This is a genomic window from Rhizobium sp. WSM409 (assembly GCF_057653825.1).
Genome location: NZ_CM172794.1, coordinates 351031 through 375809, shown reverse-complemented (window position 1 = coordinate 375809; position 24779 = coordinate 351031). Strand labels below are relative to the sequence as shown.

Below are 24779 nucleotides of genomic sequence, written 5' to 3'. Positions count from 1 at the left end.
ACAGTCGAGGCTTTCCGGACAAAGCAGGCACTCATCGCGCCACCGGTTTCAAGCAAGCTTCGAATGCCAGTATGGCAGATGCCGGGATAGCATCATCGGACTGACCTCGTTTTTGGGAGGACGGTCCATGCGCGCTTCGGCGATCGACAGCCATGCCAGAACATTTCCTTCACGGAGTTGGGTTTTGAACAGCAAAGTTTCGTTCTCTGCGGCATCCAAGGATTACCAGATGGGCCGCTACACACAGTCCTTGGCGACGCTCAACCAGTTGATGGATATCCAGCAGGACGCCAAGACCTATGCGCTGCTGGCCAAGAACCTCGTGCAGCTCGGCTTCAAGGCCGATGCCGCGAAAGCCTATGGCCTGGCCGGGAATTGCGAAGGACCGAATTCCTACGAATACCAGAAACAGGCTGCCAAGCTGCATTACGAGACCGGCAACGAGGACGATGCTCTGCTGATCGCCATGCGAAACCTCACCAAGGCGCAGGAAGACGCGGAACTCGCCTTCATCATCACCGCGATCTATCTGAAGCGCCAGCAGCGGGATATCATCCGCCCGTTCAAGACGGTGCTGTCGCAGAGTGCCAATCCCGATCATATGCGCCTGGCGGCCCTGCTGCTGAGCGACGATCTGAACGACGCAACCAACCAGAACCTCGCGCGCAACATCTTCAAGCGTTTTCCCGGCAACCTCGCATTTCGCTTCCTTCACCTTGTTTTCGCCCGCGAATTCAATGAGTTCGAAGAGGCGAGCAAGCATCAGGCGGTAATCGACGCGGCCCTTGCAAAGGGCGATATCGAGATCCTGCGCAAGGACAACCCGTTCTATCATCTGCACTGGTGCGGCAACGAAGACTTCAACCGGTATGCGACGATCGGCACCACCCCCCTCAACCAGGAACGGGTGGCCTTCCGCCGCAATCAACCGCACACATGGTCGGACAAGATCCGCATCGGCTACATGTCATCAGACTTCTGGGATCGCCATGCGACGATGAAGCTCTTGCAGCGCATCCTGGAACTGCACGACACGGACCGGTTCGAGGTGACGCTCTTCTGCCATACGGGCCCGGAATACCTCAAGCACAACACGATCGACCGCAGCCGCTGGGGCCGGATCGTCACCGTTCACGGCTTCTCCGATCAAGCGGTGCTGGAAGCGGTGCGCGAGCATAATATCGACATCATGGTCGACCTGAAGGGCCACACTTCGGGCAGTCGCGCGACGGCCTTCAACCTGCCGCTCGCACCGGTGCATGTCGGCTGGCTCGGTTTCCCCGGCAGCACGGTCAATGTCGATCTCGATTACGTCATCGGCGACCATTTCGTCCTGCCCGAGGTGGCCAAGCCCTTCTACCACGAGAAGTTCTGCCGCCTGCCGGAGAGCTACCAGCCGAACGACCCGATGCATCGTCCGAAGCCGCGTCCTGTCACCCGCGAGCAACTCGGCCTGCCTGATGACGCCTTCATCTTCGCGTCCTTCAACGGTAACCGCAAGATCACGCCGGAGACGATCGACAGCTGGTGCCGCATTCTCAAGCGCGCACCGAACAGCGTGCTCTGGCTGATGGCGAATACGCCGCGCAACCAGGCAAACCTCCTGAAGCAATTCCAGACGGCGGGCATTTCCGCCAAGCGGATCATCTTCTGCCCCCGCGCGCCCTATGAACAGCACATCGACCGCCAGCAGGCGGCCGATATCGGCATCGATACCTTCCCCGTCAATGGCCACACGACCACCTCGGAGCAGCTCTGGGGCGGCCTGCCGGTCCTGACCGTCAAGGGCACCAACTTCGCCTCACGCGTCAGCGAGAGCCTGCTCAGGGCCATCGACCTGCCTGAGCTCGTCGCGCCCGACCTGCGGGCCTATGAGGATATGGCTGTCGAACTGGCTGAGAATCCCGGACGGATCGCTGAGTACAAGGCGCATCTCAAGGAGAAGCGCTATACCGCGCCGCTCTTCGACGCAGAACGGTTCTGCGACCATCTGGAGCAGGCCTATCAAATCATGGCCGAGCGCGCCAAGCAGGGTCTTGCCCCCGATCACATGGACATTCCGGCGTTGCCGCCGCGCACGGCGCCGTTCGCGGCCGAATGAGGCTTTTCGACCGCTACAGCGCCGCGCGTCTTTCAGACGCGTAACGGACGCTGTAGCTCTTTGAATTGCTGCATAATGAGAAACCCGCCGGAGCGATCCGGCGGGTTTCTCATTGGCGAATATCCAAGCGGCGGCAGCCGGTCAGCTGAACGAGCGCACCAGGCTGCCGACGAGCAGGTTCCAGCCGTCGATCAGCACGAAGAAGAGAATCTTGAAAGGCAGCGAGATCGAGGTCGGCGGCAGCATCATCATGCCCATCGCCATGGTGATGGTCGCGACGATGAGGTCGATGACGAGGAACGGCAGCACGACGAGGAAGCCGATCTCGAAGCCGCGGCGAATTTCGGAAATCATGAAGGCCGGGATCAGCACGCGGTAGTCGATCGGATCGGTCGTCTGGATATTCTGTCCGCGTTCGCGCGCCAGATCGACGAAGAGCGCCAGATCCTTGTCGCGGGTATTGGCCGCCATGAAGGTGCGGAAGGGTTCGGCGATACGCTGGACCGCTTCGGTCTCGTTGATCTGATTGGCAAGCAGCGGCTGCACGCCGTTCTGCCAGGCCTGATCGAAGGTCGGCGACATGACGTAGAAGGTCATGAACAGCGACAGCGACAAGAGGATCATGTTGGAGGGCGTCGAGGAGAGGCCCATCCCCGAGCGCAGGATCGAGAAGGCGATGATGAAGCGCGGAAAGCTCGTCACCATAATCAGGATGCCCGGAGCGACCGAAAGAATGGTCAGCAGGCCGAATGTGCGGATGATCCAGGCGGCGACGGAGCCATCGACCGGCACGTTCAACAAGTCAGTCGGCAGCTGCTGTGCCACCGCCAGTTCCGGTACCGCCATCATGGCGGCAAGGAAAACTATGAGACGAATCATTCGATGACAAATGTCCTGAACATGACCTTCGATACCCGCCCTTGCGAGCGAAGGTCAACACGTTCCTGTATGTCATCCTTGAGATATTGAAAGCCGCGCGGCCCCTCGATCTGCTGGAGGGAAACGGTCCTGATATAGGCGAGGATATCCTGGTGAATATCCTCGGAAACCTTGACATCCGGCGGCCCGTTGAACAGCAGCGCGACTTCGAGTCGCACCCAGTTTTCTGAGGGGTAGGCGAGGTTCGAGGTGATCGGCTCGAGCTGGACGACGTTGTTGGCCTCGGTCGAGATGCGCGCCAGGCCTTCCTCGGCCTTCTTCTTGGCCTCAGCATCCTTGGCCTGCTCGACCTCCTTGGCGCCCTTGATGTTGGGCGCGACGATCGTGCCGACCGCCCAGCCGCCGCCGGCGCCGAGCAGGGTCAGGACGGCGATGCCGATGATCGTCATCAGCGCGCCGGATTTCTTCTGCGATTGACCTGCGCTTGCGTCTGGCTCTGCCATCGTCGTTCAGCCTCAAAGCGGCGAGAAAAGATCGACGGCCTGCTGGCCGCGCGGAGGCTGCTGCACTTCCATCAGACGGCCGCGGCCGCCGTAGGAGATGCGGGCTTCGGCGATCTTGTCGTAGGAGATCTGGTTTTCGGCATTGACGTCCTGCGGACGAACGATACCGGCAACGTTCAGGATGCGCAGTTCCTGGTTCAGGCGGACTTCCTGCGAGCCTGATATGACAAGGTTTCCGTTTTCGAGAATGCCGGTGACGACGGCGGCGACCAGAAGGGTGAGCTTGTCGGTGCGCTCGATCTTGCCCTTGCCGTCGGTGCTGGTGTCGGAACCATAGGTGAGGTCGGTCTTGGACTCGGGCGTCCAGCCGAAGATCTGGGCGTTGACGTCCCAGTTCATGCCGCTCGAATTCTTCCGGCTGCGGTTGGTCTCGTTGTCGAAGGAGCCCTTGTCGTTGATCTGGATGTCGACGGTCAGGATGTCGCCGACGTTCAGCGCGCGCGCATCCTTGAAGAGGGCGGCCTGCGAATCGCTCCACAGCGAATAGCCCTGCGCCACGGCGCGCGGCTGCTTCGGATAAAGCGCCATCTGCGGCGTCTGCCCGTAGGCAAGGCCGCTGCCGATCGGGCTCATGGCAGGCGCACGGCCGATCTCGCTGACCGCCGTCGGAGACTGGCAACCTGCAAGGAGTGCGAGGGCGGCGATCGCGGCCGGGAAACGCATATTCATGAAGGATCCTTCGACGTATTGGGATCGGACGCACTGGCGATGACGCTGGCGATGACCGCGGCCTTCTCAGGGTCCATCTCGTTGAGGATGAGGCTCGACTGACGCGGCCCGAGCCGCATGATCACGGCGGAGGCCACCTCGATCTTCATGTCCTGCAGCTGGAGTGCGGCCGCATCCGGCTTCATCTTCCTGTAGATTTCGGTGAGGCCGGCCTCCGCCTGCTTCAGGAAATCGTCGCGCCGCTTCAGCCAGTCCTGGTACTCGGCCTTGCGCTTGTCCATTTCCGCCATGCGGGCGTCAATGTCGGCGCGAAGCTTTTCCAGTTCCTGCTTCTGCAGGAGGTAACGCTGGTCGCGGGCGGGCTCGGCGATGTTGGTGCAGAACTGCTTGATCTCGTCCTGGGACGTGATGTCGCCGGCCGGCGCATGTTCCTGCGCGAAGGCACTGGGGATCGACAGAAGGACGAGGCCTGCGGCGGGCAGCGCCAGCCGGCGCAGCAATTGCAAAACCGTCATGTCAGGGTTGATGATATCAATCATTGCAGCACAAGCTCCGCCTGCAGGGCGCCCGCCGACTTGATGCCCTGGAGAATGGCGATGATGCCATCCGGTTTCACGCCGATATTGTTGAGACCGGCGACAAGGGTCCTGAGATCCGGACCATCGATGATGGCGACGCGCCCGCCGGTCTGCTCGGCCGCAATATCGGTCTGCGGCTGGACGGCGGTCCGGCCTTGCGAGAAGGGTTCGGGCTGGATGATCTGCGGCGTCTCGGTGACCTGGACGGTCAAGGTGCCGTAGCTGACGGCGACCGGCGAGACGCGGACGTCGGACCCGATGACGATCGTTCCGGTGCGTTCGTTGATGACCACCTTGGCCGGCGTGTCGGTCTCGACGATGAGATTTTCAATATCGGCCATCAGCCGGGTGAGATCGGCTGTGCGCGGCTTCTGGATCACGACTTCCTGCGAATCCTTGGCTTCGGCGACCGGCCCGCCGAAGCGCGCCGAGGCATAACCGTTGACGATGTCGGCGATGCGGATCGCCGTCGAGAAGTCGGGGTTGCGCAGCTGCAGGACGAGATTGACCGAGTCCTTGAAGCGGGACGGCAGTTCACGTTCGATGATCGCGCCGCCGGGCACGCGGCCGGCGGTGGTGACACCTTCGGTCACGGTCGCCGCCTGGCCCTGCGCCTGAAAACCGGAAACGATGGCGGCACCCTGCGCGACGGCATAGATTTGGCCGTCGGCGCCAGAAAGCGAGGTCATGACGAGCGTGCCGCCGCGCAGCGACGTCGCATCGCCGAGCGAGCTCACCGTCACGTCGATGCGGCTGCCGGGGCTTGCGAAGGGTGGCAGGTTGGCGGTGACCATCACGGCCGCCGTGTTCTTGGCGTTGGACTGGCCGCCCTGCGTCGAGATGCCGAGATTCTGCAGCATCGCGCGCATCGACTGCTCGGTGAAGGGCGAGGACCGGAAGCCGTCGCCGGTCCCCTGGAGGCCGACGATGAGGCCATAACCGATCAGCTGGTTGTCGCGGCCGGCCTGAAGGGAAGCGATGTCCTTGATGCGGGAAGTCAGCGCCCAGGCGGGCACGACATCAGCCAAACTCATGGCGAGAACCGCGACAAGGGTGACGAAGCGGAAGAACAATTTCATTTTGCCCTCACATGGACCGTGCCGTCCGCAAGCACCGTGCCGCTGACGATGACGCCGGAGTCCATATTGCGCGCGCGGACGACCTGCCCGGTCGTGCCGTCTTCGAGCGGCGTGCCGGCGGCGGAAATCGTCAGCGCGCCGAACGACAGAACCAGACGGATCGAAGAGCCGCGCGTCACCGTATAGGCCTCGCGCAGGCCCGAAACCGAAATCGTCCGGCCCGGCAACAGCGTACGCTTGGAGACCATGCCTTCGACCTGGGAAATGGATTTGGCATAGTCGCCGGCGAGGTTGGGGTTGGTAACCTCGACCTCCTGAAGCTGGCTGGACGACAATGTGTCGCCGGGATAGATGATCGTCGTCGGAACGACGGCATAACCCATGCCGGCATCCACGTCCGCGGGCAAGAAAATGCCCGCGACTGCGATCGTGGCTGCTGCCACCCATCCTGAGATGTGTCCTGCCCGGCAAAACATCATGTTTCGGCCCTTCCCTTTACTTCAGATTCTTGCTGACGATGGAGGCCATTTCGTCAGCGGTGGTGATCACCTTGGAATTCATTTCATAAGCGCGCTGGGCCGAGATCAGCTCGGTGATTTCCTTCACCGGGTCGACGTTCGAAGATTCCAGGTAACCCTGCTTCATGTAAGCGAAACCTTCCTCGTCGGGATTGCCGATGACGGCTTCGCCGGAGGCCGGCGTTTCCTGGAAGAGATTGTCGCCGAGCGGCTGGAGACCCGCCTCGTTGACGAAGTCGGCAAGGGTCAACTGGCCGAGCTCGGTTGCCTCCGTCGCACCCGGCAGCTTGGCTGTGACCTGGCCGGAGCGGCTGATCGTCAGTTCGGTCGAGCCCGTCGGAATGGTGATGCCGGGAAGGACCTCGTAGCCGTCGATGGTGACGAGCTGGCCCTGGTCGTTCTTGTTGAAGGCGCCGGCGCGGCTGTAAAGCGTCGTCCCGTCGGTCGACTGGATCTGGAAGAAGCCCTTGCCGATCAGCGCCACGTCGAGATCGTTGCCGGTCTGGGTCAGTTCGCCCTGGAGATGCAGGTTGCGGACCGCTGAGGTCTGGACGCCGAGGCCGATATTGGCACCTTCCGGAACGACGGCCTGGTTGGCGCGGTTGGCGACACCCTTGGCACGTTCGGTCTGGTAGAGAAGATCCGAGAATTCGGCGCGGGCGCGCTTGAAACCGGTCGTATTGATGTTCGCGATGTTGTTCGCGATGACTTCCAGATTGGTCTGCTGGGCATCCATGCCCGTTGCTGCGATGGCGAGCGCTCTCATGTGTTCGTCCTCAAATCAGTTACATCTGCATCTTGGTGACTTCGAGAAAGGCCGAGACGACCTTGTCGCGGATGGCAATCGCGGTCTGCAGCGTCTGCTCGGCCTGGAGCATGGAATCGACGACTTCGCGCGTCGTCGCCGTGCCCTTGATACCGGCAAAGGACATGCTTTCCGCACCCTTCAGGCTGCTGACCGCGTCGCTCGCCATGTTACCCATGACGGAGGCGAAGCTCATGCCGTTGGCCGCACCTGCGGCGCCCGGCATGGTGGCGGCAGACGACGAGGTGGAATTTTCGGTGTCGACGGCGCCGAGCGCACGGGTCATCGAAAGGTTGCTGACGTTCTGGACGCTGCTGATCATTATTATTGGCTCTTCAGGAGGTCGATCGTGGAGGAGATGAGATCGCGGGTCTGTTTGATGGTCTGCAGATTGGCGTCATACGAGCGGTTGGCTTCGCGCATGTCGGCCATCTCAACCAGGATATTGACGTTCGGCAGTTTGACGACGCCCTTCGGGTCCGCAGCCGGATTGCTGGGGTCGAATTCAGTGCTGAAGTCGCCTTCGTCGACGCCGACCTTTTTGACGCCGACAGTCTCGACACCGTTGGTGCGATCCATCTGCTGGCCGAAGGTGATCGTCTTGCGGCGATAGGGATCGGCACCGGGCGTGTCACCCGTCGAGCGGGCATTGGCGATGTTTTCCGAGACGATGCGCAGCCGCGTCGACTGCGCCTCGAGCCCGGAACCGGCGATTTTCATTGCTGCTGAAAGCGGATCCATAACTTTACTTCCTGACGGTCATCAACATCATGCGGTTGAAGGAACTGACCAGCGAGGTGTTCAGATCGTACTGACGCTTGATATCGCCCGACTTGGAGAGCTCCTCGGCCAAACCGACCGTATTGCCGGATTCCTGGACACCGATTTCCTGGTCGAGCGCGGCATCCTTGACGTCGATATCGCCGCTGTCGCTGAAATCGTTGCCGCTGAGATGCGCCGGATTGGTGCGCGCCATGTTGATATTGGAATTGTCGAGCACCGCATCAAAGGGCGTAACGTCCTTGGCGTGGAACTTCGGGGTATTGGCATTCGCGATGTTGCCGGCAACAACCTGCTGACGAATCGTCAGCCATTCCGCCTGCCGCGAAGCCAAGTCGAAAAGTTGGATCGGTTGCATGAGAACTCTCCGTTTTTACTGTCCCGAACCTAGTGCGGTAATCTTGCGTGGGACTTACGGGAATTCAGGCTTCGAGGCGGCTTTCGGCGAAGGCCGCCGCTATGACGGCGCCGCGCGTCTTGCCGATGCGCCAGGACGCTGTAACTCTCTGAATTGCTGCGTCATTTCCCCAAATCGGAATCGATTTAAGGAATGACGCAGTAAAAAACAGGGGCTCCGGCCGGTCACGGCGGAGCCCCTGTTGCCTTCCGCGTTTGCGGACAGGTTCAATTGTTCTGGTAGGTCTCGCCCTTGGAGGTGACGATCACCCATTTGCCGTCGCGCTGCTCGAGTGTCGCAAGGCGGCTTTCATCGGGCAGGATCGAGCCGATGCGCACCACATACATGCCGGAGGGATCCTCGATCAGCGCCCGGCCGTTGGAAACATGCAACAGCCGGAAGGACGATTTGCCGGGGAAGGGCTGATCCTCCTGTATAGCGCGGCCATCGCGCTCCTTGCCGAGATCGGAGACCGTCGCCGTCGTCAGCGGATCGATCGGCGGGGCCTTCTTGTCCGCTTCGTTCTTGTTGACCATGGCAAGCGGCGAGACGCTGAAGACGTTGCGGGCCGGCCAGTCCGGCAGTTCGCGCGAATTGCTGCTGCTGGCGACATTGATGCCGAACTTGTCCGCGTTGAAGAAGACGTACCAGGGAAAGAAGGCGGAGGCGCCGGCAAGCGCCAGGCCGGCGAAGGTCAGAAACCGATCCAGGATGGCGGCTTTCCTGCGCTGCTTCAGGGAAGCAATGCGTTCGTCGTCGAAATCAGCCACGTCTAGCCTCTCCTCTGAATAGGGGCGCCCTGATTGCCCATGCCGGCTGCAGCCTTGAGCGCACCGGCGAGATCGGCGAAAGCGTCGAGCGAGTCGCGGTCGCCCGGAGACTGCTTCAGGACGTCGTAAATGATCGGCACCTGCTTGATCGCCATGTCGAGATCGGGATCAGCACCCTGACGGTAACCGCCGATCATGCGCAGATCGCGCGTCTCTTCGAAACGGTGGATCAGCACCTTCAGCCGCGATACCAGCTTTTCCTGATCCGGCGTCCAGGCCTTGCGGGCAAGACGCGAGATCGAGGCGAGCGGATCGATCGGGGGATAACGCCCTTCTTCGGCGAGACTGCGCTGCAGGACGATATGTCCGTCGAGGATGCCGCGGGTCGAATCGGCGATCGGGTCATTGTGATTGTCGCCGTCGACAAGGATCGAGATGATCGCGGTGATGGTGCCGGCGCCCTCGGGACCGGGACCGGCGCGTTCCAGGAGGCGCGGCAGCTCGGTGAAGACGGAGGCGGGATAACCGCGCGCGATCGGCGGCTCGCCGGAGGCGGTCGCCACCTCGCGGATCGCATGGGCGAAACGCGTGACGCTGTCGATGATGAAGAGGACGTTCTCGCCCTTGTCGCGGAAATGCTCGGCGATAGTGACCGCCGTCAGCGGCGCCATCTTGCGCAGCATCGGGCTCTCGTCGCTGGTGGCGACGACGGCGATCGCCTTCTTCATATTGCTGCCGAGCGTATCCTCGATGAATTCGCGCACCTCGCGGCCGCGTTCGCCGACAAGCGCAATGACAACCTTGTCGAAAGCATCGGCGCGGGCGAGCATGGAAAGAAGCGTTGACTTGCCGACGCCGGAGCCGGCGAAGATGCCGAGGCGCTGGCCGAGGCAGAGCGGCGAGAAGATGTCGATCGCGCGTACGCCGGTCTTGAAGCCGGTCTCGACACGCTTGCGGGTCATCGAGGGCGGCGCGGTATTGGAGATCGAGCGGCGATCGAGGCCCTCGGCGATCGGGCCCAGCCCGTCGATCGGCTCGCAGAGCGAGTTGACGGTGCGCCCGCACCAGCTGTCCGTCGGTGCAATGCGGAAGGCGCCCTTGCGGATGACGGTATCGTGGATGCCGATCGGCTCGCCGGGTTCGATCGGGCAGACATAGATCAGTTCCGGCTCGACGCGCACGACTTCGCCGAGATGGATGCCGGTCGCCGATTTATGGGCCACGAACTCGCCGAGACGAACGTGACGGGAGAGACCGTGAACCGTGTAGTGGCCGGCGGCGATGGTCTGCACGCGACCGCCATGGGCAACCGCAAACTCCGGCGATGCGTATCGGTCGACGAGGCCCGCCAGATGCGCCAGCTTCGGGGAAAGGCCGTCTTCGGACAGTAGCGTGGTGCTCATGCTTTAACTTTCGCCCTAAAATACGTCGCGTGCAGCTTGCTGCATGCGACGTATTTTTGGTCTTTGTTGTTGTGCATGTCGTCCTCCCAAAACCGCCGGACACTTTTGGGCGACATGCATTAGCGGCTGCCCCCAAGTGTCTGGACGGCTTCCTTGAAGGAATCCTCGCTGTCGCGCATCAGCGACGAGACACTTTCGAAGGCGCGGTTGACTTCGATCAGCTGGGTGATCTCGCGCATGGCGTTGACGTTGGAGTTTTCGAGATAACCCTGCTCGACACCGACATTGAAGCGGTCGACGACGGCGCGCGGCTGGTCGGTGGTCATGATGCCGCTGTTTTCGTAACGCAGGTAACCCTTGCTGATATCGGCCTCGAACAGGCCGAGCGAAGCAACCTGGCGGTCGGCCTGATAGATGATGCCGTCCGTACCGACGGCCGGCTCGCCACCCTTCGTGTTGAGCTGAATCGGCGCGCCGCCGGCGTCAAGAACCGGATATCCCCTTATCGAGACGAGTTCGCCGGTATCCTTGATCGTGAAGCGGCCGTCCCTCGTCAGAACGCGGCCGGCCGGCGTATCGAGCGCAAACCAGGCATCGCCCTTGATGGCGAAATCGAGCATGTTGCCGGTGTGCTGCAACTCGCCATTTCCCTCGTTCAGGTAGTCGTTGCCCTGGGAAACGAAGGCCACCTTGGTGTTCAGCTTGTTCTTAGTGGCCGCCACCATCTCATCGAACTTCACCTCGGTGGCGCGAAAACCCGTCGTGTTCACGTTCGCCATGTTGTCTGCGATGGTGTTCAGACGCTTTTCGAGAGCCATCTGCGACGACAGAGAAACATAAAGACCGGATTGCATGTCGGTAAGCTCCAAGCATTGGCGATGAACGGAACGAAAAGCCGGGGGTCGTCTCATGTGGTTCGGCCGGGATTTCGCTGAGGCGGCATCTCAGAAACGGGCGCGGGCACCCATTCGTCTTCTTTAGACTGACGGCAGATGCTTGCGCGAAGCTGGCACGCGGAAATGCCTTGCGATCGGGCCTTTCATCAGCCTCACGCAAGGCAGAAACCCTATCGGTCTAAAAGAAAAGCAACGTTCAGATTGGGCTGACGATGAACATCATTATCGGATTTATAGTGACTTGCGGCTGTATCGTCGGCAGCTTCATGGCGATGGGCGGCGAAGTGGACGCGCTGTTCCAGCCCTTCGAATTCCTCATCATCGGCGGCGCCGGCCTCGGCAGCTTCATCATGGCGAACCCGATGAAGGTGGTGAAGGACTCAGGCAAAGCGCTCAGCGAAGCCTTCCGGCACGCCGTACCGAAGGAACGCAATTATCTCGATACGCTCGGCGTGCTCTATTCGCTGATGCGCGACCTGCGCACCAAGTCGCGAAACGAAATCGAAGCCCATATCGACAATCCGGCCGAATCGACAATCTTCCAGTCGGCTCCGACGGTTCTGAAGAACAAGGAGCTGACGGCGTTCATCTGCGACTACGTGCGCCTGATCATCATCGGCAACGCCCGCAGCCACGAGATCGAGGCGCTGATGGACGAAGAGCTCAACACAATCATGCACGACAAGATGAAGCCCTACCACTCGATCCAGATCATGAGCGATTCCTTCCCGGCGATCGGCATCGTCGCGGCTGTTCTCGGCGTCATCAAGGCGATGGCCCATATCAACGATTCACCCGAAGTGCTCGGTCATCTGATCGGCTCGGCACTCGTCGGCACCTTCCTCGGCATTCTCTTGTCCTACTGCGTCTGCTCGCCGCTGGTCTCCCAGATCAAGGTCGTGCGCAACAAGCAGCACCGCCTCTACGTCATCGTCAAGCAGACGCTGCTTGCCTATATGAACGGCTCGGTGCCGCAGGTCGCTCTCGAATACGGCCGCAAGACGATCTCGGCTTACGAGCGTCCTTCCATCGACGCGGTCGAGCAGGAAATGATGAACCCTGGTGGCGAAAACAAGGCGGCTTAAATGACTATGAGCAATGCTTCGCACGACAAACCGGCAATGGATCCTGCCCTTCTCGCCAAGCTGACAGGCGGGCTCGGCGACAGAGGCGGAGTTGCCAAGATCTGCAGTTCCTTCGGGGAAATCTACAGCGAATTCTTTCCCGACGTCATCAAAAGCGAGACCGGCCTCGACGTGACGGTCAACTATCTCGGCTGCGAGATCGGCTACAAGAACCACCTGATCGAAGATCTGAGCGCGAACGTCACGCTGGTCGATGCGACGCTGCGCAACTGGTCGCAGAACATCACGCTTGCCTGCGGCAACGGCTTCGTCATCACGCTGATGGAGCACCTGCTCGGCGCCACCGCCGATACGATCGAGGAACCGGCCGACCGGCTGCTTTCGATCATCGAGCTCGATCTGGCGGTCATGGTCTTCGACAAGATCGCCAAAGTGCTGCGCTCGGCCGTCAACGCGCCGGGCGGCTTCGAACCGAGCCTTTCGGCCCCGCACGCCCTTGACGCGCGCGCCCGGCCGCCGGAAGATCGTCCGGACGAATTCGCCGCTGCCATCAACATGTCGATCACGCTTGCCGGCATCGTTTCGGAATTCGCCTTGATCGTTCCGCAGACGGCGCTGCTCAAGACCAAGGTGACGCCGCCGAAGCCGAAACGCCAGGCCACCGGCAAGTCACCGGAATGGACTGAGCAGCTCGGCGACCAGGTCCGCCGCTCGCATGTCACGCTCGAGGCGAAGATCAGGCTGCAGGACCTGACGCTTCGCACGATATCGAAGCTGATGGTCGGCGACGTCATTCCGTTCCGCGACCACGGCGACGTGCGGGTCGAGGTCAGCGCCAACAGCAAGGAATTGTATGTGTGCGAGTTCGGGCGTTCAGGCGAAAATTACATGGTCCGCGTCAAGGATACGATGAACTCGGATGACGAACTCATCCGTCATTTAATGAATTAATCGGTTCTCTGGCTTTTGGGCTGCAAAGGCAGTTTGAGGCAAGTTTCAACTGGAATAGTGATTTCATGGCTACGAAGAAAACACAGCAGAACAGCGACCTCTCCCTGGATCTTCCGGGCAGCGAAGCCGATCTCGATCAGGCGATCGACGATCTGCGCGGCGTACTGAAGCAGGATGCCGACGGCGACCTGCCGCAGTTTGGCGACGACCCGCAGAGCGACCCCTTCGCAGCAGGAACGGACCTGGCGGCCTTCGGCGGCGAGGCTTCGGAAAGTCCTTTCGGCGGCGACGATTTCGGCGGCGATTTCGGCGGCAGTGCGAGCTCGGCTGCCGGCATGGATTTCGGCAGCAGCCCCTCCTTCGAGGAGTCACCGGCTCCACTCGGCAGCGCTTTGAATTCGAACTTCGACCTGATCATGGACATCCCGATCGACGTCCAGATCATGCTCGGCACCAGCCGCATGCAGGTCTCCGGCCTGATGAACCTCAATGAAGGGGCGACGATCGCCCTCGACAAGAAAATCGGCGAACCGGTCGAGATTATGGTGAACGGCCGCAGGATTGCACGTGGCGAAATTACGGTGCTTGATAACGACGACACGCGATTCGGTGTGAAGCTGATTGAAGTTTTGAGTACGAAAAAAGCCTGATCCCTGTGTGGGACGGAGAGGTTAGACCATGATGGACTTTGACGATTTCGGCGGCGCATTAGCCGGGAAACCGTTGACCCAGGCTGAAAAGGCGGCGGCTGTTCTTCTCGCTATGGGAAAGGGAGTCGCCGGCCGGCTGTTGAAATATTTCACCCAGGCCGAACTGCAGACCATTATCTCATCCGCCCAGTCGCTGCGCGCCATTCCGCCGGACGAGCTGCTGTTGCTCGTCTCCGAGTTCGAAGACCTCTTCACCGAGGGCGCCGGACTGATGGACAATGCCAAGGCAATCGAAGCCATTCTTGAAGAAGGCCTGACGCCCGACGAGGTCGACAGCCTGCTCGGCCGCCGCACTGCATTCCAGGCCTACGAAACCTCGATCTGGGATCGCCTCAGCGAGGCGGAGCCGACATTCGTCGCGCAGTTCCTGCTGCGCGAGCATCCGCAGACCGTCGCCTATATTCTTTCGATGATGCCCTCCTCCTTCGGCGCCAAGGTGCTGCTGCAGCTTCCCGACAACCGCCGCGCCGACATCATGAACAGAACGGTCAATATGAAGACCGTCAGCCCGAAGGCTGCGCAGATCATCGAGAACCAGGTCATGACGCTGCTTGCCGAAGTCGAGGCAGAGCGCAATGCGGCCGGCTCGACGAAGGTCGCCGATCTCATGAACGAACTCGACAAGCCGCAGGTCGACACGCTGCTCAGCTCGCTCGAATCGATCAGCCGCGAATCGGTCAACAAGGTTCGCCCGAAGATCTTCCTGTTCGAGGACCTCATGTACATGCCGCAGCGCAGCCGCGTCATGCTGCTCAACGACATCTCGACGGATGTGCTCACCGTCGCGCTACGCGGGTCGCCCCCCGAGATCCGCGAATCGGTTCTCTCCGCCATCAGCCCACGCCAGCGCCGCATGATCGAATCGGATCTGCAGAGCGGCATGGGCGGCGTCAATCCGCGCGAGATCGCGATTGCCCGCCGCGCCGTGGCGCAGGAAGCGATTCGCCTGGCCAATTCCGGCCAGATCGAGCTCAAGGAAAAGGAAGGCGACGCTTCGGCGGCCGCCTAAAGTGCGCCGCGATCTTTCAGATTCGCTCCTCGCGCTTTAGGTCCTTGTTTTTACGCATGTCGTTGTCGCAAAACCGCTGCACACTTTTGCGCGACATGCTTTGGCGCTTCGAGACTGTTGACAAATCCGGCATGTCGAACGGCGGCTGTTGATCGCCGTGCCACAGGCGGCTACCCTTCCAGCAACAGACCGTGCTCTAAAGCGCGTCGCATAGAACTCGGTTCCTGCGACGCGCTTTAGGTCTTTGTTCTGATGCATGTCGTCATCCCAAAAGCGCTGCACGTTTTTGGGCGGCATGCATTAGCTGCGGCCTATTTCTTTGAAGAGGGCCGCGACTTGGCAGACGATGACAAGGACAGCAAAACAGAAGCCCCAACCGCGAAAAAGCAAAGCGATGCCGCGGAAAAGGGCAACGTGCCGTCTTCGCGCGAACTTTCGATCTTTGCGACCATCCTCGCGACCTTCATTTACCTCGTATTCTTCCTTCCCGACAGCGTCGGACGCATGAGTGAAACGCTGCGCGACATCTTCGAACAGCCCGACCAATGGAAGATCGAGACGGGGCCGGATGTGCTGGCACTATTCGTGCGGCTCGGCTGGGCAAGTGCGGCGCTGGTGGCGCCCGCCTTCATCCTGTTCATGGTGTTCGGCGTCGCCTCCTCCGTCTTCCAGAATCTGCCGACACTGGTGCTGGAACGCATCCGCCCGCAGGCCTCGCGTATCTCGCCGATCAAAGGCTGGTCACGGCTCTTCAGCGTGCCCGGCCTGGTCGAATTCGGAAAGTCGCTGTTCAAGGTGGTCGTCGTCGGGGTGATCCTGTTCTTTGTGCTCAGGAGCGAATATTTCGGTTCGATCGACGCGATGTTCTCCGATCCGCAGACGATTCTGGTGCGACTGATGGCGGCGATGCGCAAGATCATCATCGTCATGCTGATCGCCACCGCGATCGTGGCAATCGCCGATCTTTTCTGGACGCGCCATCACTGGTTCACCGAGCTGAAGATGACGCGGCACGAGGTGAAGGAAGAAAACAAGCAGGCGCAGGGCGACCCCTTCGTCAAGAGCCGGCAGCGCTCACTGATGCGCGACCGCGCGCGCCGGCGCATGATCGCCGACGTCCACCGCGCGACGCTGGTGATCGCTAACCCGACGCACTATGCGGTGGCGCTGCGTTACGCGCGTGAAGAGAACGATGCGCCGGTGGTGCTGGCCAAGGGTCAGGACCTGATTGCGCTCAAAATCAGGGAGATCGCCGAGAAGAACGGCATACCGGTGTTCGAGGATCCGCCCCTTGCGCGCTCCATGTTTGCGCAAGTCTCGATCGATAGTGTCATCCCGTCAGTCTTCTATAAGGCGGTAGCGGAGCTCATCCACCGGGTCTACGCTGCGGACGCCAAGAACAAACGGGTAAGATAAGCCGAATGAAAAAATGCCCTCACTCTACCCAGCGTGAAAAGATCCTCGCAGACGCGATCAGCCCGGTCGCTACTGAACTGCGCCTTCTGGATGCTTCTGACCTTATTTCACTGCTGCGCTTCGAGTATTACGGCAACCTTTCCGATCTCGTCGCTTCGGCGGCGGAGCTTTTCTTTCATCCGGGCACGGTGAACTTCGGCCTGGGCGGCAATTATACTCTGGAATGGGGCGGCAAGCCCGAAGTCGTTCTCGATCTGGAAATCAAGCCACGCGGTGTCACCGTCTACGCACAGCTCACCCTTGCCGAAGACCACGCCGGCATCGAGATCAATCATATCGCCTTCCAGAACCCCTCGGCGGATCCTGACGAGAACACCATATTCCTCAGAAGAAGCCTTCGGGAATCGCGTTACAGCATCAACCAGCCGCCTCAGACGCTGGCCGGCTGACGTCTTTCAAGACAACCGAGCTTTCGCATTCGCCTTGGACAGCAATTCAAAGCGTTACAGCGTCGCTTGCGCGTCTGGAAAAACGCGCGACGCTGAAAACGACCGCGCGGGTTCAGCTGATATAACCGAGCCGGATCGCCTTGGCGATCGCCTGGATGCGATTGACGGAATCGAGCTTGATGGTCGCCGAGCCGAGATAGGCGTTCACGGTGTGCACGGACAGGCCGAGCTTGTCGGCAATCTCTTCGCTGATGCGGCCGTCGCCGGCCAATTGCAGACAGGCGATCTCGCGTTCGCTGAGCGCCTCGGCAGCCGCCGTGCGGCGCTCGTCGAGCGAGAGCAGATCCATCATGATATGGCAGCATCGACCGTGCAGCTCGACGATGGTATCGCTCGAAGGATCGATCTCATCGCCGGTGAAAAGGATGAAACCGTTGCCGACGGCGCCAAGCCGCACCGGAAAGGCAAGTCCGGAGAAAGGCAGAATACCGTCCTGCAGCCGCGTCATGAACGGCGAGAAGTCCGCCGGACCGGGTGCCGCACGGTCGTAACCGCCTGCCCATGAGAGCGGCAGCAGCGACTTGTCGATATGGTCGAGAAGAATATCGCCGTAGGCATCCGTGAAGGCCTTGCCGAAACCGGCATTGGAAGACCCCCAGTTCTCGAGCTCGCAGACAAGCCGCTGCTTTGCCGGAATGCCCGAGCCGCTGACGCGGAAGATCGCGAAGCCTTGCGCATCGGCGAGCTTCTGCATCGCGATCAGCCGCGGAAAAAGATCGGACCGGCTGGAAATCCTGTTCACACGTACCATTCGCAGCTGCTCGGCGCTGCTCATGGTCCTGCCTGATGGATACCCCATATATCCCCCTATACGAGATTATTGCGGACGGCGAAGGCAATGGCCTCGGACCGGGTCTTGGTCGCCGTCTTGCGCATCACGCTGGTGATGTAGTTGTTGATGGTATTGCGGGATATTCCGAGAATCATCGCGATCTCGTCGCTGGTCTTGCCCTCGGCGATCCAGAACAGGCATTCCAGCTCGCGGTCGGTCAATTCGAAATCGCGATCGACCTTCGTACCGCCGCAGCGAAGGAAGCTCGCGACATAACCTGCAAGCAAGCCTACATCGCGCAGGCGCTCCGGCGAAAGGATGAATCCCTCCCCGAACAGGAACATCAAGGCCAGCCGCGACCGGCCGACATTGAAGGTCACCGAACAATATTGGCGGCTGGCGCCATCCGGGACCTCGGCACTGTCAGGCAGAAGAGCAAAATTCGGCTGGAAGACCTGCATGCATTTTTCCAGCTCGGTCGACCGGGCATAGCCGCGGACCAGATCATTGGCGATGTCCCTGACCAGGTCGAAAGGCCAGTCAGACGAAACGATGAAATCGAGGCCACTTTCCTGGAGGAGATCGCAGCGCGCCAGAAGGTAGTACGAAGCACCCACGTAGTCCGTCAGTGCGCGCAGACCAGACTGCAACCTGCCGGTGCTGGCGACGCCGTGGAGGCGCTGGAGCAGCTCATCACGCGGCAACAGATCCGGCACCGCCGCACTCGCGAAATTCGCCATCTGCCTCTCGCCTTTGCTCGCCTGAATTACATTCATATCCACTGGCAATGTCCTGCGGCTGAGAAACGATCGAACTCGGTGCAACAGCAATTTTTCTGTAAGGGATTCAAGTCAACTTCCGCTCGAATCCCATTTCGAATCACCCAAGGGTAAGCCAGTCGATGCAAATCACCATCTCCGACTTCTAGGGATTTACTTTCGCTGTCGCCAATGCACTGATTCGACCACTCGTTCCAGCCTTCAGATAGAGGGAGGCTAAGGTGATTCTGGCGGTATCGCAACTTGCTTCGCGTTTTACGCGAGTCCATCTCATCAAGTCGCGCTACAGCCGCATTTCAGTTGTCGGGTCTAACGTCTTATTCGAATTCTCGACCCTGATGTCATGCCGGGTCTCTTGCATCTCCAGTCACGGCTTTTCAGCAAACAGCGGTTCGGGAATCAAGCTTCGGTACCGACATGAAAAAAGGCCGGTTGCCCGGCCTTTGTTTTACGCTGCTTCGTCGATCGCCCATTTCCTGAGGATTTTCGCGGCGCGTTCCTCGTTGATCTCGACCATACGGGAAAGCTTGCGTTCCGGGCCTTCCTTGACGCGCCGATTGAAGTTTCCATCGTCGTCGCCGAGGCTGAGCAGGTCCTCGGTACTGTCGAAGCCGAAGTCGGACCCGAAGCCGTCCATGAGAGCGCCTCCGGGTGCTCCCGATGCAGGCGCGAAGTCCGGAAGCTCGAGGCCGGCCGCTTCCGGCGTCGCGTCGCCGAAAGCCGCAGAGCTGCCGTTGCCGCTGACGCTGCGCACCAGTGGCCGCAAGCCCATCCAGACCACCAAGAAGGCGACCGCGACAAAGGCGAGCGAGTTGATGATGCCGGCCAGATTGCGGCTCAGCATATCCATGACGCGGACACCACCGGTGGCGTCTTCGAGCAGCTGATTTTCGAGGAAGTCCATCGCCGTGACGGTGACGACGTCGCCGCGCTTGGCGTCGATGCCGGCCGCCGAGGCGACGATCTTCTGCATTTCGGCGAGATAGGCGTCGACCTTTGTCTGGTCGGCGGGCTCACCGACCATCTTGGCGATGCGGCCCTTGTTGACCACCACGGCGATCGAAAGCTTTTCGACCTTATAGCTGCTGCGGGTCGTCGCCGTCGTCTTGCTGTTGATTTCGTAGTTGGTCTGCTCTTCGCGCTTGTCGGACTTGTCTTGCGATTCGGGCCCGGCGGAGCCGCCGGCCTCGGGAGCCGCCTGCGGAATGTTCTGCTCGACCGTCGTCGCGCTATCGGACTGCTTCTGCTGCGACTGCTGGGCTTCCTTGGTCGAGCGGACCGAACGTTCGACCTTGGATTCGGGATCGTAGGTCGTTTCCTGGATCTGCTGGGCGTCGGTGTTGAGATCGGCGGTGACGCTGGAACGGAAGTTGTCCATGCCGAGGAAGGGTGCCAGCGCCTTGTCGATGTTGGATTCGACTTCCTGCTGAACGTTCTGGACGATGTTGAGCGAGCGGTTCAGCGAGCTGTTGCTCGCCTCGTCGCCGGAAGCGAGGAGCTGGCCGGCGGAATCGAGGATGGTGACGTCATCGACGTCAAGCCCCGGCACGGCCGAGGCGACGAGGTGGCGGATCGAGGTCGCCGCGCTGCGCCCGGTGGTAGCGCTTGCGCGAATCATGACGGATGCGGTCGGTTTCTGCTCCGCCTTCCGGAAGTTTCCAACCTCCGGCATGACGATATGGACGCGCGCGGCTGTTATACCCGAGATCGACTGGATGGTGCGGGCGATTTCGCCTTCCAGCGCTCGAACCCGCGTCACCTCCTGCATGAAGGAGGTCAGGCCGAGGGAGCCGACATTGTCAAAGAGTTCGTAACCGGCATTGGCGCTGTTCGGCAGGCCGCGCTCGGCAAGCATCAGGCGGGCCTTGCCCGTCATCCCAGCGGGAACGCTGATGCTGGTGCCGTCGGTGCCGACCTGGAAATTGATGTTGGCTTCGGCAAGCGCCATGCTGATCTGGTTGAGATCGGGCGAATCCAGACCGACATAGAGTGTTTCCTGTGCCGGCTTGTTGACGAAAAGAGCGGCCGCAAGGACGATTGCAATGGAAACGGCACCGACGCCTCCCAGAATCATCAGGCGTGTTCGGCCAAGGGAACCGAAGTTCTTAAAGATCTGAACTAATTGATTTAACAGATTCATTCTGTTCTCGCACGATTCGTCAAAGACAAAGCAGGCTTATTGCCTCATCAGACGAATAGTCGGCGAAACTTGTGCGAGCGTTTCGTGAGAGCGTGCGGGAGCGAAAAGGCCTAAAGTAATTCCAGCAAAAATGCGCAGCGGTTTTGCGTCCGGGATAGCGCAAGAACAAGGAGAGAGCGTTTCCGTCAGTCGGAGAAAAACGGAGCGTTCTAGAAGAAATCGAAGTCGCCGGCTGCCTTGCTCAATGGCTGGGAATGGCCGTGGCGTGTGGCCCCGCCCAATGCCTTCTGCATCTCTGCCAGTTTGACGAGGCTGAGCGCGGTTGCGACGTCGACTGCCCAGCCGTGCGGGATTTCGCCGGTGATGGTGTCGATGAATTCGGCAAGGCCGCGTGATTTCTGCACGGCCAGATCGATGCCCTGCATGACCTTCATGGCATCCGGCGAGTTCAGGATTTCGGCGCTGCCGAGGTCGAGAAGCTGGGGCTCGATGCGTTCGATGAGGTAGGCGACATCGTGCAGTTCGGACACGATGCGCATCAGGATGTCGCTCAGCGCTTCGACAGGCGCGGGCGTTTCCATCATCTGGGTAAATGTCATATGAAAATCCTCGCCATCAAAAAAATTCGATACTGGTTTCGACGGGTTTCTGCGGAGCGGCGGGACGCTGCTCGAGAGCGACGGTTCTCTGCGTTTCGGCGCCGGTCAGAGGGTATTGCCGGGCACGACCGGAGACCGGCCAATATTCAAGCTTGCGTCCATGCTCTCCGCCGGTCGAGGAACCGACCACCGGAATGCCTTCATCCCTCAGGAACTGCACGGCGAAGGCCGCGTTCTGCTCACCGACATTGGAGAATGTCGAGATCGTCTTCGCGCCGCCGAAGATTTTTGCTTCCAGCCGGTCGCGCCGGGCGCCCTGCTTCAAGAGACCGTTGATCAGCAGTTCCATCAGATGCACGCCGTAGCGCGTGGCATCGCCGCCTGATGTCGGCGACGTCGCCGAACCGGGCAGCAGAAAGTGGTTCATGCCGCCGACACCGGCGACAGGATCTCTGAGGCACGCAGCCACGCACGAACCGAGAATGGTCGAGAGGACCGCATTCGGATCGTTCAGAACCTTGTACTCGCCCTGAATGATGTGCACGCGGCGGGCTGCCCCCTCAGTGATCATTTCAGGGCTCCAAACACGGCTTCGATGGCCGCTTTCATCTTCTCGATCGTGAACGGCTTGGCGAGCACGTTGTTGGCGCCGAGCTGGGCCGCCTTCTGCACCAGTGCGCGGTCGCCCTGGGCGGTCAGGATGATGAAGGCCGCCTTCTTGGTGTTCGGGTTGGTGCGCACGGCCTGAAGGAAGCCGATGCCATCCATCTTCGGCATGTTGAAGTCCGAGATCACCAGGTGGTGCGGCTGCTCGGCCATGATCTTCATGCCCTGCTCACCGTCACCGGCCGAGGTGATCTGCTTGAAACCGAGCTGGGTCAGCGCGTCGCTGAGCAGCAACCGGCTCGTTACCTGATCGTCGACGATCAGAACTTTGATTTTCTCCGCGATCGACATTTATTCGGTCCCTTCCTTTCGGGCGGCTGTCATTTTCAATATTTCTTCACCAATGGCAGACAGCGGCAGCTGCTGCTCAACGGCGCCAAGTTCGTGGGCAACCCTTGGCATTCCGTAAACGACACAGGTTTTTTCGTTCTGGCCGAGCGTTCTGGCGCCGGCGTGGCGCATTTTCAACAATCCGGCGGCGCCATCGCGGCCCATTCCGGTCAAAATCACGCCGACGGCATTACGGCCCGCCAGTTCAGCGACCGAATCGAATAGCACGTCCACCGAGGGGCGGTGACCGTTGACCGGTGCCCGGTCAATGAGTCGGCAGCATGGTGCCGAGGCGTTGCTGACCTGGAGGTGACGCTCGCCGCCGGGCGCCAGATAGATCTTGCCGATTTCGAGACGGGCACCGTCGGTCGCTTCCTGCACCACCGGCGCACAGAGGCGGTTCAGCCGTTCGGCGAAGCTCTTGGTGAAGGTCGGCGGCATATGCTGGGTGATGACGGTCGGCGGGCAATTCGCCGGAAACTTTTGCAGCACGGCGATCAGCGCCTCGACGCCGCCGGTGGACGAGCCGATCGCGACGATCTTGCGGCCGACGCGGAAGTCGCCAACCGAGGGCGGTGGCGCGACGGCGGCGACGGGCTGGGAATATTGGCGCTGCGTGCGCGCGGCGGCCTTGACCTTCTCGGCGAGGTCGCCAAACGGCCTGAGTTCGCCCGGCGCCGGCTTGCCGACACAGTCGAACGCGCCGATCTCCAGCGCCGCAAGCGTCGCCTCGGCGCCGCGATGGGTCATTGTGGATACCATGATGACAGGCATCGGCCGCAGCGTCATGATCTTTTCGAGGAAATCGAGACCGTTCATGTTCGGCATCTCGATGTCGAGCGTCAGGACGTCGGGGTTCAGCCGCTTGATTGCCTCCCGCGCTTCCAGCGCGTCGCCGGCCTGGCCGATGACGTTGACCTCGGGGTCGGAACTCAAGACGGCGGTGATCAGCCCCCGCATCGTCGGCGAGTCGTCAACAACGAGAACCCTTGCCGGAGCGCTCATGCCTTCCTCCCGAGACCTTTGGACGTGTAGCGATAGGTCGTGATGCCGATATTGTCGAAGACGTGTTTTGCCTCACCCGAAACACGCTCGGAATGACCGATATAAAGATGACCGCCCTCCGGCAGCAGGCCGGCGAAACGCTGCCAGATCTTCATCTGCGTCGGCTCGTCGAAATAGATGACGACGTTGCGGCAGAAGATGACGTCGAACTTGCCCTTGAACGGCCATTGCGCCATCAGGTTCAGCTCGTTGTAGGTGATCAGCCGCTTGACGCGGTCGTCGACCTGGAACTTCCGGCGGCCCTGTATCTCGACTTCGCTGAACCATTGTTTGCGCATGGCGGGCGATACGGTTTCGAGCGCGCTCTCGTCATAGGCGCCGGCGCGGGCGATCGCGAGGATCTTCGGGTCGATGTCGGTCGCCAGGATCTTGAAGTCGTAATCGGCGACGTTCGGCATCAGCGACAGCACCGTCAGCGCGATCGAATAGGGTTCTTGCCCGTCGGAAGAGGCGGCCGACCAGATGCGCACCCTGCCGCCCGATCTCGCCCGCTGCAGAAGCTCCGGCAGGACATGGTCGCGCAGGTGATCGAAATGATGGTTTTCGCGGAAGAAGCGAGTAAAATTGGTCGTCAGATGCGAAAGCATCTCGCGGCGCGGCGCAGCACCGGCCGGCGAAGCGACGAGGTCGCAATATTCCCGGAAGCCGGACAGGCCGAGATTGCGGATATGCTTCGACAGGCGCGAATAGACGAGCGACGCCTTCGTTTCGTTGAGGAAGATGCCGGCATCCGAATAGATCATTGCGGCGATTTCAGTGAGGTCGCGGCGCGTCAGCGGATATTCTCCGCTCGCCAGGACCTCGTCGGATCCCTGTCTCTGATCTTTTGCGCCCATTACACTCATGCGGCTTCGCTTTCGGTCTCTGGAAAGAGGGATTCGAGTTCGATCAGGCAGATCATGCGCTTCTCGATGGCGAGAATGCCGCGGGCAAATTGACGCTCGAGCTCGGAGGAGATCTCGGGCGTCGGCTGGATGGTTTCGTCGGTCACCGTCAGGATATCGGAAACGGCGTCGACCAGCAGGCCGACGACCTTACGCCGGACCTGGGCGACGATGATGACATGACGGGCAGTCGGATCGGCCGGCTTCATGCCGAGCCGGGCCGCAAGATCGATGATCGGCAGCACCGCGCCGCGCAGGTTGATGACACCCAGCATATAGCCAGGCGAATGCGGCATCGCGGTCGCCGGGGTCCAGCCGCGGATTTCGCGAACCGACATAATGTTCACGCAAAATTCCTGATCCCCGATGCGGAACGCGATCAGCTCGCGATCCCCCTCGTTCAGATTTTTTACAGTGTACGACATT

Annotated in this window: 29 protein-coding genes; 7 read left to right on the top strand and 22 right to left on the bottom strand. The window is 60.8% G+C overall.

What is annotated here, in order from left to right; translation table 11 throughout:
• Positions 1-127: 127 nt before the first annotated feature.
• A complete protein-coding gene (locus tag AC25BC_RS01870) occupies positions 128-2101 on the top strand; it encodes an O-linked N-acetylglucosamine transferase, SPINDLY family protein (protein WP_012756066.1) in 1974 nt (657 codons plus the stop codon).
• Positions 2102-2242: 141 nt separating this feature from the next.
• On the opposite strand, the gene fliP is transcribed toward AC25BC_RS01870, so the two are convergent.
• The 13 genes from fliP to flgF form a co-directional block, all read right to left on the bottom strand.
• Positions 2243-2980: a flagellar type III secretion system pore protein FliP gene (gene fliP / locus AC25BC_RS01865; RefSeq protein ID WP_003556541.1), complete on the bottom strand. Its 738-nt coding sequence runs from the start codon at positions 2978-2980 to the stop codon at positions 2243-2245.
• Entirely contained in the window at positions 2977-3483 is a 507-nt protein-coding gene (locus tag AC25BC_RS01860; RefSeq protein WP_012756065.1) for a flagellar basal body-associated FliL family protein, read from the bottom strand. The genes fliP and AC25BC_RS01860 overlap by 4 nt, the downstream gene beginning before the upstream one ends.
• A gap of 12 nt (positions 3484-3495) precedes the next feature.
• The gene (gene flgH / locus AC25BC_RS01855) at positions 3496-4212 is read right to left on the bottom strand and encodes a flagellar basal body L-ring protein FlgH (protein ID WP_003556536.1); all 717 of its coding nucleotides are present in this window, start codon (positions 4210-4212) and stop codon (positions 3496-3498) included.
• The gene (locus AC25BC_RS01850; RefSeq protein ID WP_012756064.1) at positions 4209-4751 is read right to left on the bottom strand and encodes a MotE family protein; all 543 of its coding nucleotides are present in this window, start codon (positions 4749-4751) and stop codon (positions 4209-4211) included. The genes flgH and AC25BC_RS01850 overlap by 4 nt, the downstream gene beginning before the upstream one ends.
• Positions 4748-5869, bottom strand: a complete 1122-nt coding sequence (locus AC25BC_RS01845) for a flagellar basal body P-ring protein FlgI (RefSeq protein WP_012756063.1) — start codon at positions 5867-5869, stop codon at positions 4748-4750. The genes AC25BC_RS01850 and AC25BC_RS01845 overlap by 4 nt, the downstream gene beginning before the upstream one ends.
• Positions 5866-6348 carry a flagellar basal body P-ring formation chaperone FlgA gene (gene flgA / locus AC25BC_RS01840; protein WP_012756062.1) on the bottom strand — a complete coding sequence of 161 codons (483 nt, stop codon included), beginning with the start codon at positions 6346-6348 and terminating at the stop codon, positions 5866-5868. The genes AC25BC_RS01845 and flgA overlap by 4 nt, the downstream gene beginning before the upstream one ends.
• A gap of 16 nt (positions 6349-6364) precedes the next feature.
• The gene (flgG, locus tag AC25BC_RS01835) at positions 6365-7153 is read right to left on the bottom strand and encodes a flagellar basal-body rod protein FlgG (RefSeq protein WP_012756061.1); all 789 of its coding nucleotides are present in this window, start codon (positions 7151-7153) and stop codon (positions 6365-6367) included.
• A gap of 19 nt (positions 7154-7172) precedes the next feature.
• The gene (fliE, locus tag AC25BC_RS01830) at positions 7173-7514 is read right to left on the bottom strand and encodes a flagellar hook-basal body complex protein FliE (RefSeq protein ID WP_003556525.1); all 342 of its coding nucleotides are present in this window, start codon (positions 7512-7514) and stop codon (positions 7173-7175) included.
• A 2-nt stretch (positions 7515-7516) separates the two neighbouring features.
• Positions 7517-7933 (bottom strand): flagellar basal body rod protein FlgC, encoded by a 417-nt coding sequence (gene flgC / locus AC25BC_RS01825; protein ID WP_003556520.1) that lies wholly within the window; start codon positions 7931-7933, stop codon positions 7517-7519.
• A gap of 4 nt (positions 7934-7937) precedes the next feature.
• Positions 7938-8330 carry a flagellar basal body rod protein FlgB gene (flgB, locus tag AC25BC_RS01820; RefSeq protein WP_012756060.1) on the bottom strand — a complete coding sequence of 131 codons (393 nt, stop codon included), beginning with the start codon at positions 8328-8330 and terminating at the stop codon, positions 7938-7940.
• A 266-nt stretch (positions 8331-8596) separates the two neighbouring features.
• On the bottom strand, positions 8597-9139 hold the full coding sequence (locus AC25BC_RS01815; protein WP_012756059.1) for a hypothetical protein: 543 nt from the start codon (positions 9137-9139) through the stop codon (positions 8597-8599).
• Positions 9140-9141: 2 nt separating this feature from the next.
• Positions 9142-10542, bottom strand: a complete 1401-nt coding sequence (gene fliI / locus AC25BC_RS01810) for a flagellar protein export ATPase FliI (RefSeq protein WP_012756058.1) — start codon at positions 10540-10542, stop codon at positions 9142-9144.
• A gap of 119 nt (positions 10543-10661) precedes the next feature.
• Positions 10662-11396 (bottom strand): flagellar basal-body rod protein FlgF, encoded by a 735-nt coding sequence (gene flgF, locus AC25BC_RS01805; protein WP_012756057.1) that lies wholly within the window; start codon positions 11394-11396, stop codon positions 10662-10664.
• Between the two features lie 254 nt (positions 11397-11650).
• On the opposite strand from flgF, the gene motA reads away from it, so the two are divergent.
• From motA to AC25BC_RS01775, 6 genes are all read left to right on the top strand, one after another.
• Positions 11651-12523: a flagellar motor stator protein MotA gene (gene motA, locus AC25BC_RS01800; protein ID WP_003556508.1), complete on the top strand. Its 873-nt coding sequence runs from the start codon at positions 11651-11653 to the stop codon at positions 12521-12523.
• On the top strand, positions 12524-13474 hold the full coding sequence (locus tag AC25BC_RS01795; protein WP_012756056.1) for a FliM/FliN family flagellar motor switch protein: 951 nt from the start codon (positions 12524-12526) through the stop codon (positions 13472-13474).
• A 65-nt stretch (positions 13475-13539) separates the two neighbouring features.
• A complete protein-coding gene (fliN, locus tag AC25BC_RS01790; RefSeq protein WP_012756055.1) occupies positions 13540-14124 on the top strand; it encodes a flagellar motor switch protein FliN in 585 nt (194 codons plus the stop codon).
• Between the two features lie 28 nt (positions 14125-14152).
• A complete protein-coding gene (gene fliG, locus AC25BC_RS01785) occupies positions 14153-15193 on the top strand; it encodes a flagellar motor switch protein FliG (protein WP_012756054.1) in 1041 nt (346 codons plus the stop codon).
• Between the two features lie 336 nt (positions 15194-15529).
• Positions 15530-16609 carry a flagellar biosynthesis protein FlhB gene (flhB, locus tag AC25BC_RS01780; RefSeq protein ID WP_012756053.1) on the top strand — a complete coding sequence of 360 codons (1080 nt, stop codon included), beginning with the start codon at positions 15530-15532 and terminating at the stop codon, positions 16607-16609.
• A 5-nt stretch (positions 16610-16614) separates the two neighbouring features.
• Positions 16615-17058: a hypothetical protein gene (locus AC25BC_RS01775; protein WP_012756052.1), complete on the top strand. Its 444-nt coding sequence runs from the start codon at positions 16615-16617 to the stop codon at positions 17056-17058.
• Positions 17059-17170: 112 nt separating this feature from the next.
• On the opposite strand, the gene visR is transcribed toward AC25BC_RS01775, so the two are convergent.
• From visR to AC25BC_RS01730, 9 genes are all read right to left on the bottom strand, one after another.
• Positions 17171-17917 (bottom strand): transcriptional regulator VisR, encoded by a 747-nt coding sequence (visR, locus tag AC25BC_RS01770; protein ID WP_012756051.1) that lies wholly within the window; start codon positions 17915-17917, stop codon positions 17171-17173.
• An 8-nt stretch (positions 17918-17925) separates the two neighbouring features.
• Positions 17926-18672, bottom strand: coding sequence for a transcriptional regulator VisN (gene visN, locus AC25BC_RS01765; RefSeq protein WP_012756050.1), 747 nt, complete (start codon positions 18670-18672; stop codon positions 17926-17928).
• Between the two features lie 445 nt (positions 18673-19117).
• Complete coding sequence (gene fliF, locus AC25BC_RS01760; protein ID WP_012756049.1) at positions 19118-20809, bottom strand: flagellar basal-body MS-ring/collar protein FliF; 1692 nt, start codon at positions 20807-20809, stop codon at positions 19118-19120.
• Between the two features lie 209 nt (positions 20810-21018).
• On the bottom strand, positions 21019-21408 hold the full coding sequence (cheT, locus tag AC25BC_RS01755; protein WP_012756048.1) for a chemotaxis protein CheT: 390 nt from the start codon (positions 21406-21408) through the stop codon (positions 21019-21021).
• A 16-nt stretch (positions 21409-21424) separates the two neighbouring features.
• Positions 21425-21979, bottom strand: coding sequence for a chemoreceptor glutamine deamidase CheD (gene cheD / locus AC25BC_RS01750; RefSeq protein ID WP_003545509.1), 555 nt, complete (start codon positions 21977-21979; stop codon positions 21425-21427).
• The gene (locus AC25BC_RS01745; RefSeq protein ID WP_003556488.1) at positions 21976-22365 is read right to left on the bottom strand and encodes a response regulator; all 390 of its coding nucleotides are present in this window, start codon (positions 22363-22365) and stop codon (positions 21976-21978) included. The genes cheD and AC25BC_RS01745 overlap by 4 nt, the downstream gene beginning before the upstream one ends.
• Positions 22366-23409: a protein-glutamate O-methylesterase CheB gene (gene cheB, locus AC25BC_RS01740; RefSeq protein ID WP_012756047.1), complete on the bottom strand. Its 1044-nt coding sequence runs from the start codon at positions 23407-23409 to the stop codon at positions 22366-22368.
• Positions 23406-24314 carry a protein-glutamate O-methyltransferase CheR gene (gene cheR / locus AC25BC_RS01735; protein ID WP_012756046.1) on the bottom strand — a complete coding sequence of 303 codons (909 nt, stop codon included), beginning with the start codon at positions 24312-24314 and terminating at the stop codon, positions 23406-23408. The genes cheB and cheR overlap by 4 nt, the downstream gene beginning before the upstream one ends.
• Positions 24311-24778 (bottom strand): chemotaxis protein CheW, encoded by a 468-nt coding sequence (locus tag AC25BC_RS01730; protein WP_012756045.1) that lies wholly within the window; start codon positions 24776-24778, stop codon positions 24311-24313. Before AC25BC_RS01730 ends, cheR begins: the two co-directional genes overlap by 4 nt.
• Position 24779: the final 1 nt, after the last annotated feature.

Coding starts and splice junctions, on each gene's coding strand:
- AC25BC_RS01870 (WP_012756066.1), top strand. CDS start 128: ATGCGCGCTTCGGCGATCGACAGCCATGCCAGAACATTTCCTTCACGG.
- fliP (WP_003556541.1), bottom strand. CDS start 2,980: ATGATTCGTCTCATAGTTTTCCTTGCCGCCATGATGGCGGTACCGGAA.
- AC25BC_RS01860 (WP_012756065.1), bottom strand. CDS start 3,483: ATGGCAGAGCCAGACGCAAGCGCAGGTCAATCGCAGAAGAAATCCGGC.
- flgH (WP_003556536.1), bottom strand. CDS start 4,212: ATGAATATGCGTTTCCCGGCCGCGATCGCCGCCCTCGCACTCCTTGCA.
- AC25BC_RS01850 (WP_012756064.1), bottom strand. CDS start 4,751: ATGATTGATATCATCAACCCTGACATGACGGTTTTGCAATTGCTGCGC.
- AC25BC_RS01845 (WP_012756063.1), bottom strand. CDS start 5,869: ATGAAATTGTTCTTCCGCTTCGTCACCCTTGTCGCGGTTCTCGCCATG.
- flgA (WP_012756062.1), bottom strand. CDS start 6,348: ATGATGTTTTGCCGGGCAGGACACATCTCAGGATGGGTGGCAGCAGCC.
- flgG (WP_012756061.1), bottom strand. CDS start 7,153: ATGAGAGCGCTCGCCATCGCAGCAACGGGCATGGATGCCCAGCAGACC.
- fliE (WP_003556525.1), bottom strand. CDS start 7,514: ATGATCAGCAGCGTCCAGAACGTCAGCAACCTTTCGATGACCCGTGCG.
- flgC (WP_003556520.1), bottom strand. CDS start 7,933: ATGGATCCGCTTTCAGCAGCAATGAAAATCGCCGGTTCCGGGCTCGAG.
- flgB (WP_012756060.1), bottom strand. CDS start 8,330: ATGCAACCGATCCAACTTTTCGACTTGGCTTCGCGGCAGGCGGAATGG.
- fliI (WP_012756058.1), bottom strand. CDS start 10,542: ATGAGCACCACGCTACTGTCCGAAGACGGCCTTTCCCCGAAGCTGGCG.
- flgF (WP_012756057.1), bottom strand. CDS start 11,396: ATGCAATCCGGTCTTTATGTTTCTCTGTCGTCGCAGATGGCTCTCGAA.
- motA (WP_003556508.1), top strand. CDS start 11,651: ATGAACATCATTATCGGATTTATAGTGACTTGCGGCTGTATCGTCGGC.
- AC25BC_RS01795 (WP_012756056.1), top strand. CDS start 12,524: ATGACTATGAGCAATGCTTCGCACGACAAACCGGCAATGGATCCTGCC.
- fliN (WP_012756055.1), top strand. CDS start 13,540: ATGGCTACGAAGAAAACACAGCAGAACAGCGACCTCTCCCTGGATCTT.
- fliG (WP_012756054.1), top strand. CDS start 14,153: ATGATGGACTTTGACGATTTCGGCGGCGCATTAGCCGGGAAACCGTTG.
- AC25BC_RS01775 (WP_012756052.1), top strand. CDS start 16,615: ATGAAAAAATGCCCTCACTCTACCCAGCGTGAAAAGATCCTCGCAGAC.
- visR (WP_012756051.1), bottom strand. CDS start 17,917: ATGGGGTATCCATCAGGCAGGACCATGAGCAGCGCCGAGCAGCTGCGA.
- fliF (WP_012756049.1), bottom strand. CDS start 20,809: ATGAATCTGTTAAATCAATTAGTTCAGATCTTTAAGAACTTCGGTTCC.
- cheT (WP_012756048.1), bottom strand. CDS start 21,408: ATGACATTTACCCAGATGATGGAAACGCCCGCGCCTGTCGAAGCGCTG.
- cheD (WP_003545509.1), bottom strand. CDS start 21,979: ATGATCACTGAGGGGGCAGCCCGCCGCGTGCACATCATTCAGGGCGAG.
- AC25BC_RS01745 (WP_003556488.1), bottom strand. CDS start 22,365: ATGTCGATCGCGGAGAAAATCAAAGTTCTGATCGTCGACGATCAGGTA.
- cheB (WP_012756047.1), bottom strand. CDS start 23,409: ATGAGCGCTCCGGCAAGGGTTCTCGTTGTTGACGACTCGCCGACGATG.
- cheR (WP_012756046.1), bottom strand. CDS start 24,314: ATGAGTGTAATGGGCGCAAAAGATCAGAGACAGGGATCCGACGAGGTC.
- AC25BC_RS01730 (WP_012756045.1), bottom strand. CDS start 24,778: ATGTCGTACACTGTAAAAAATCTGAACGAGGGGGATCGCGAGCTGATC.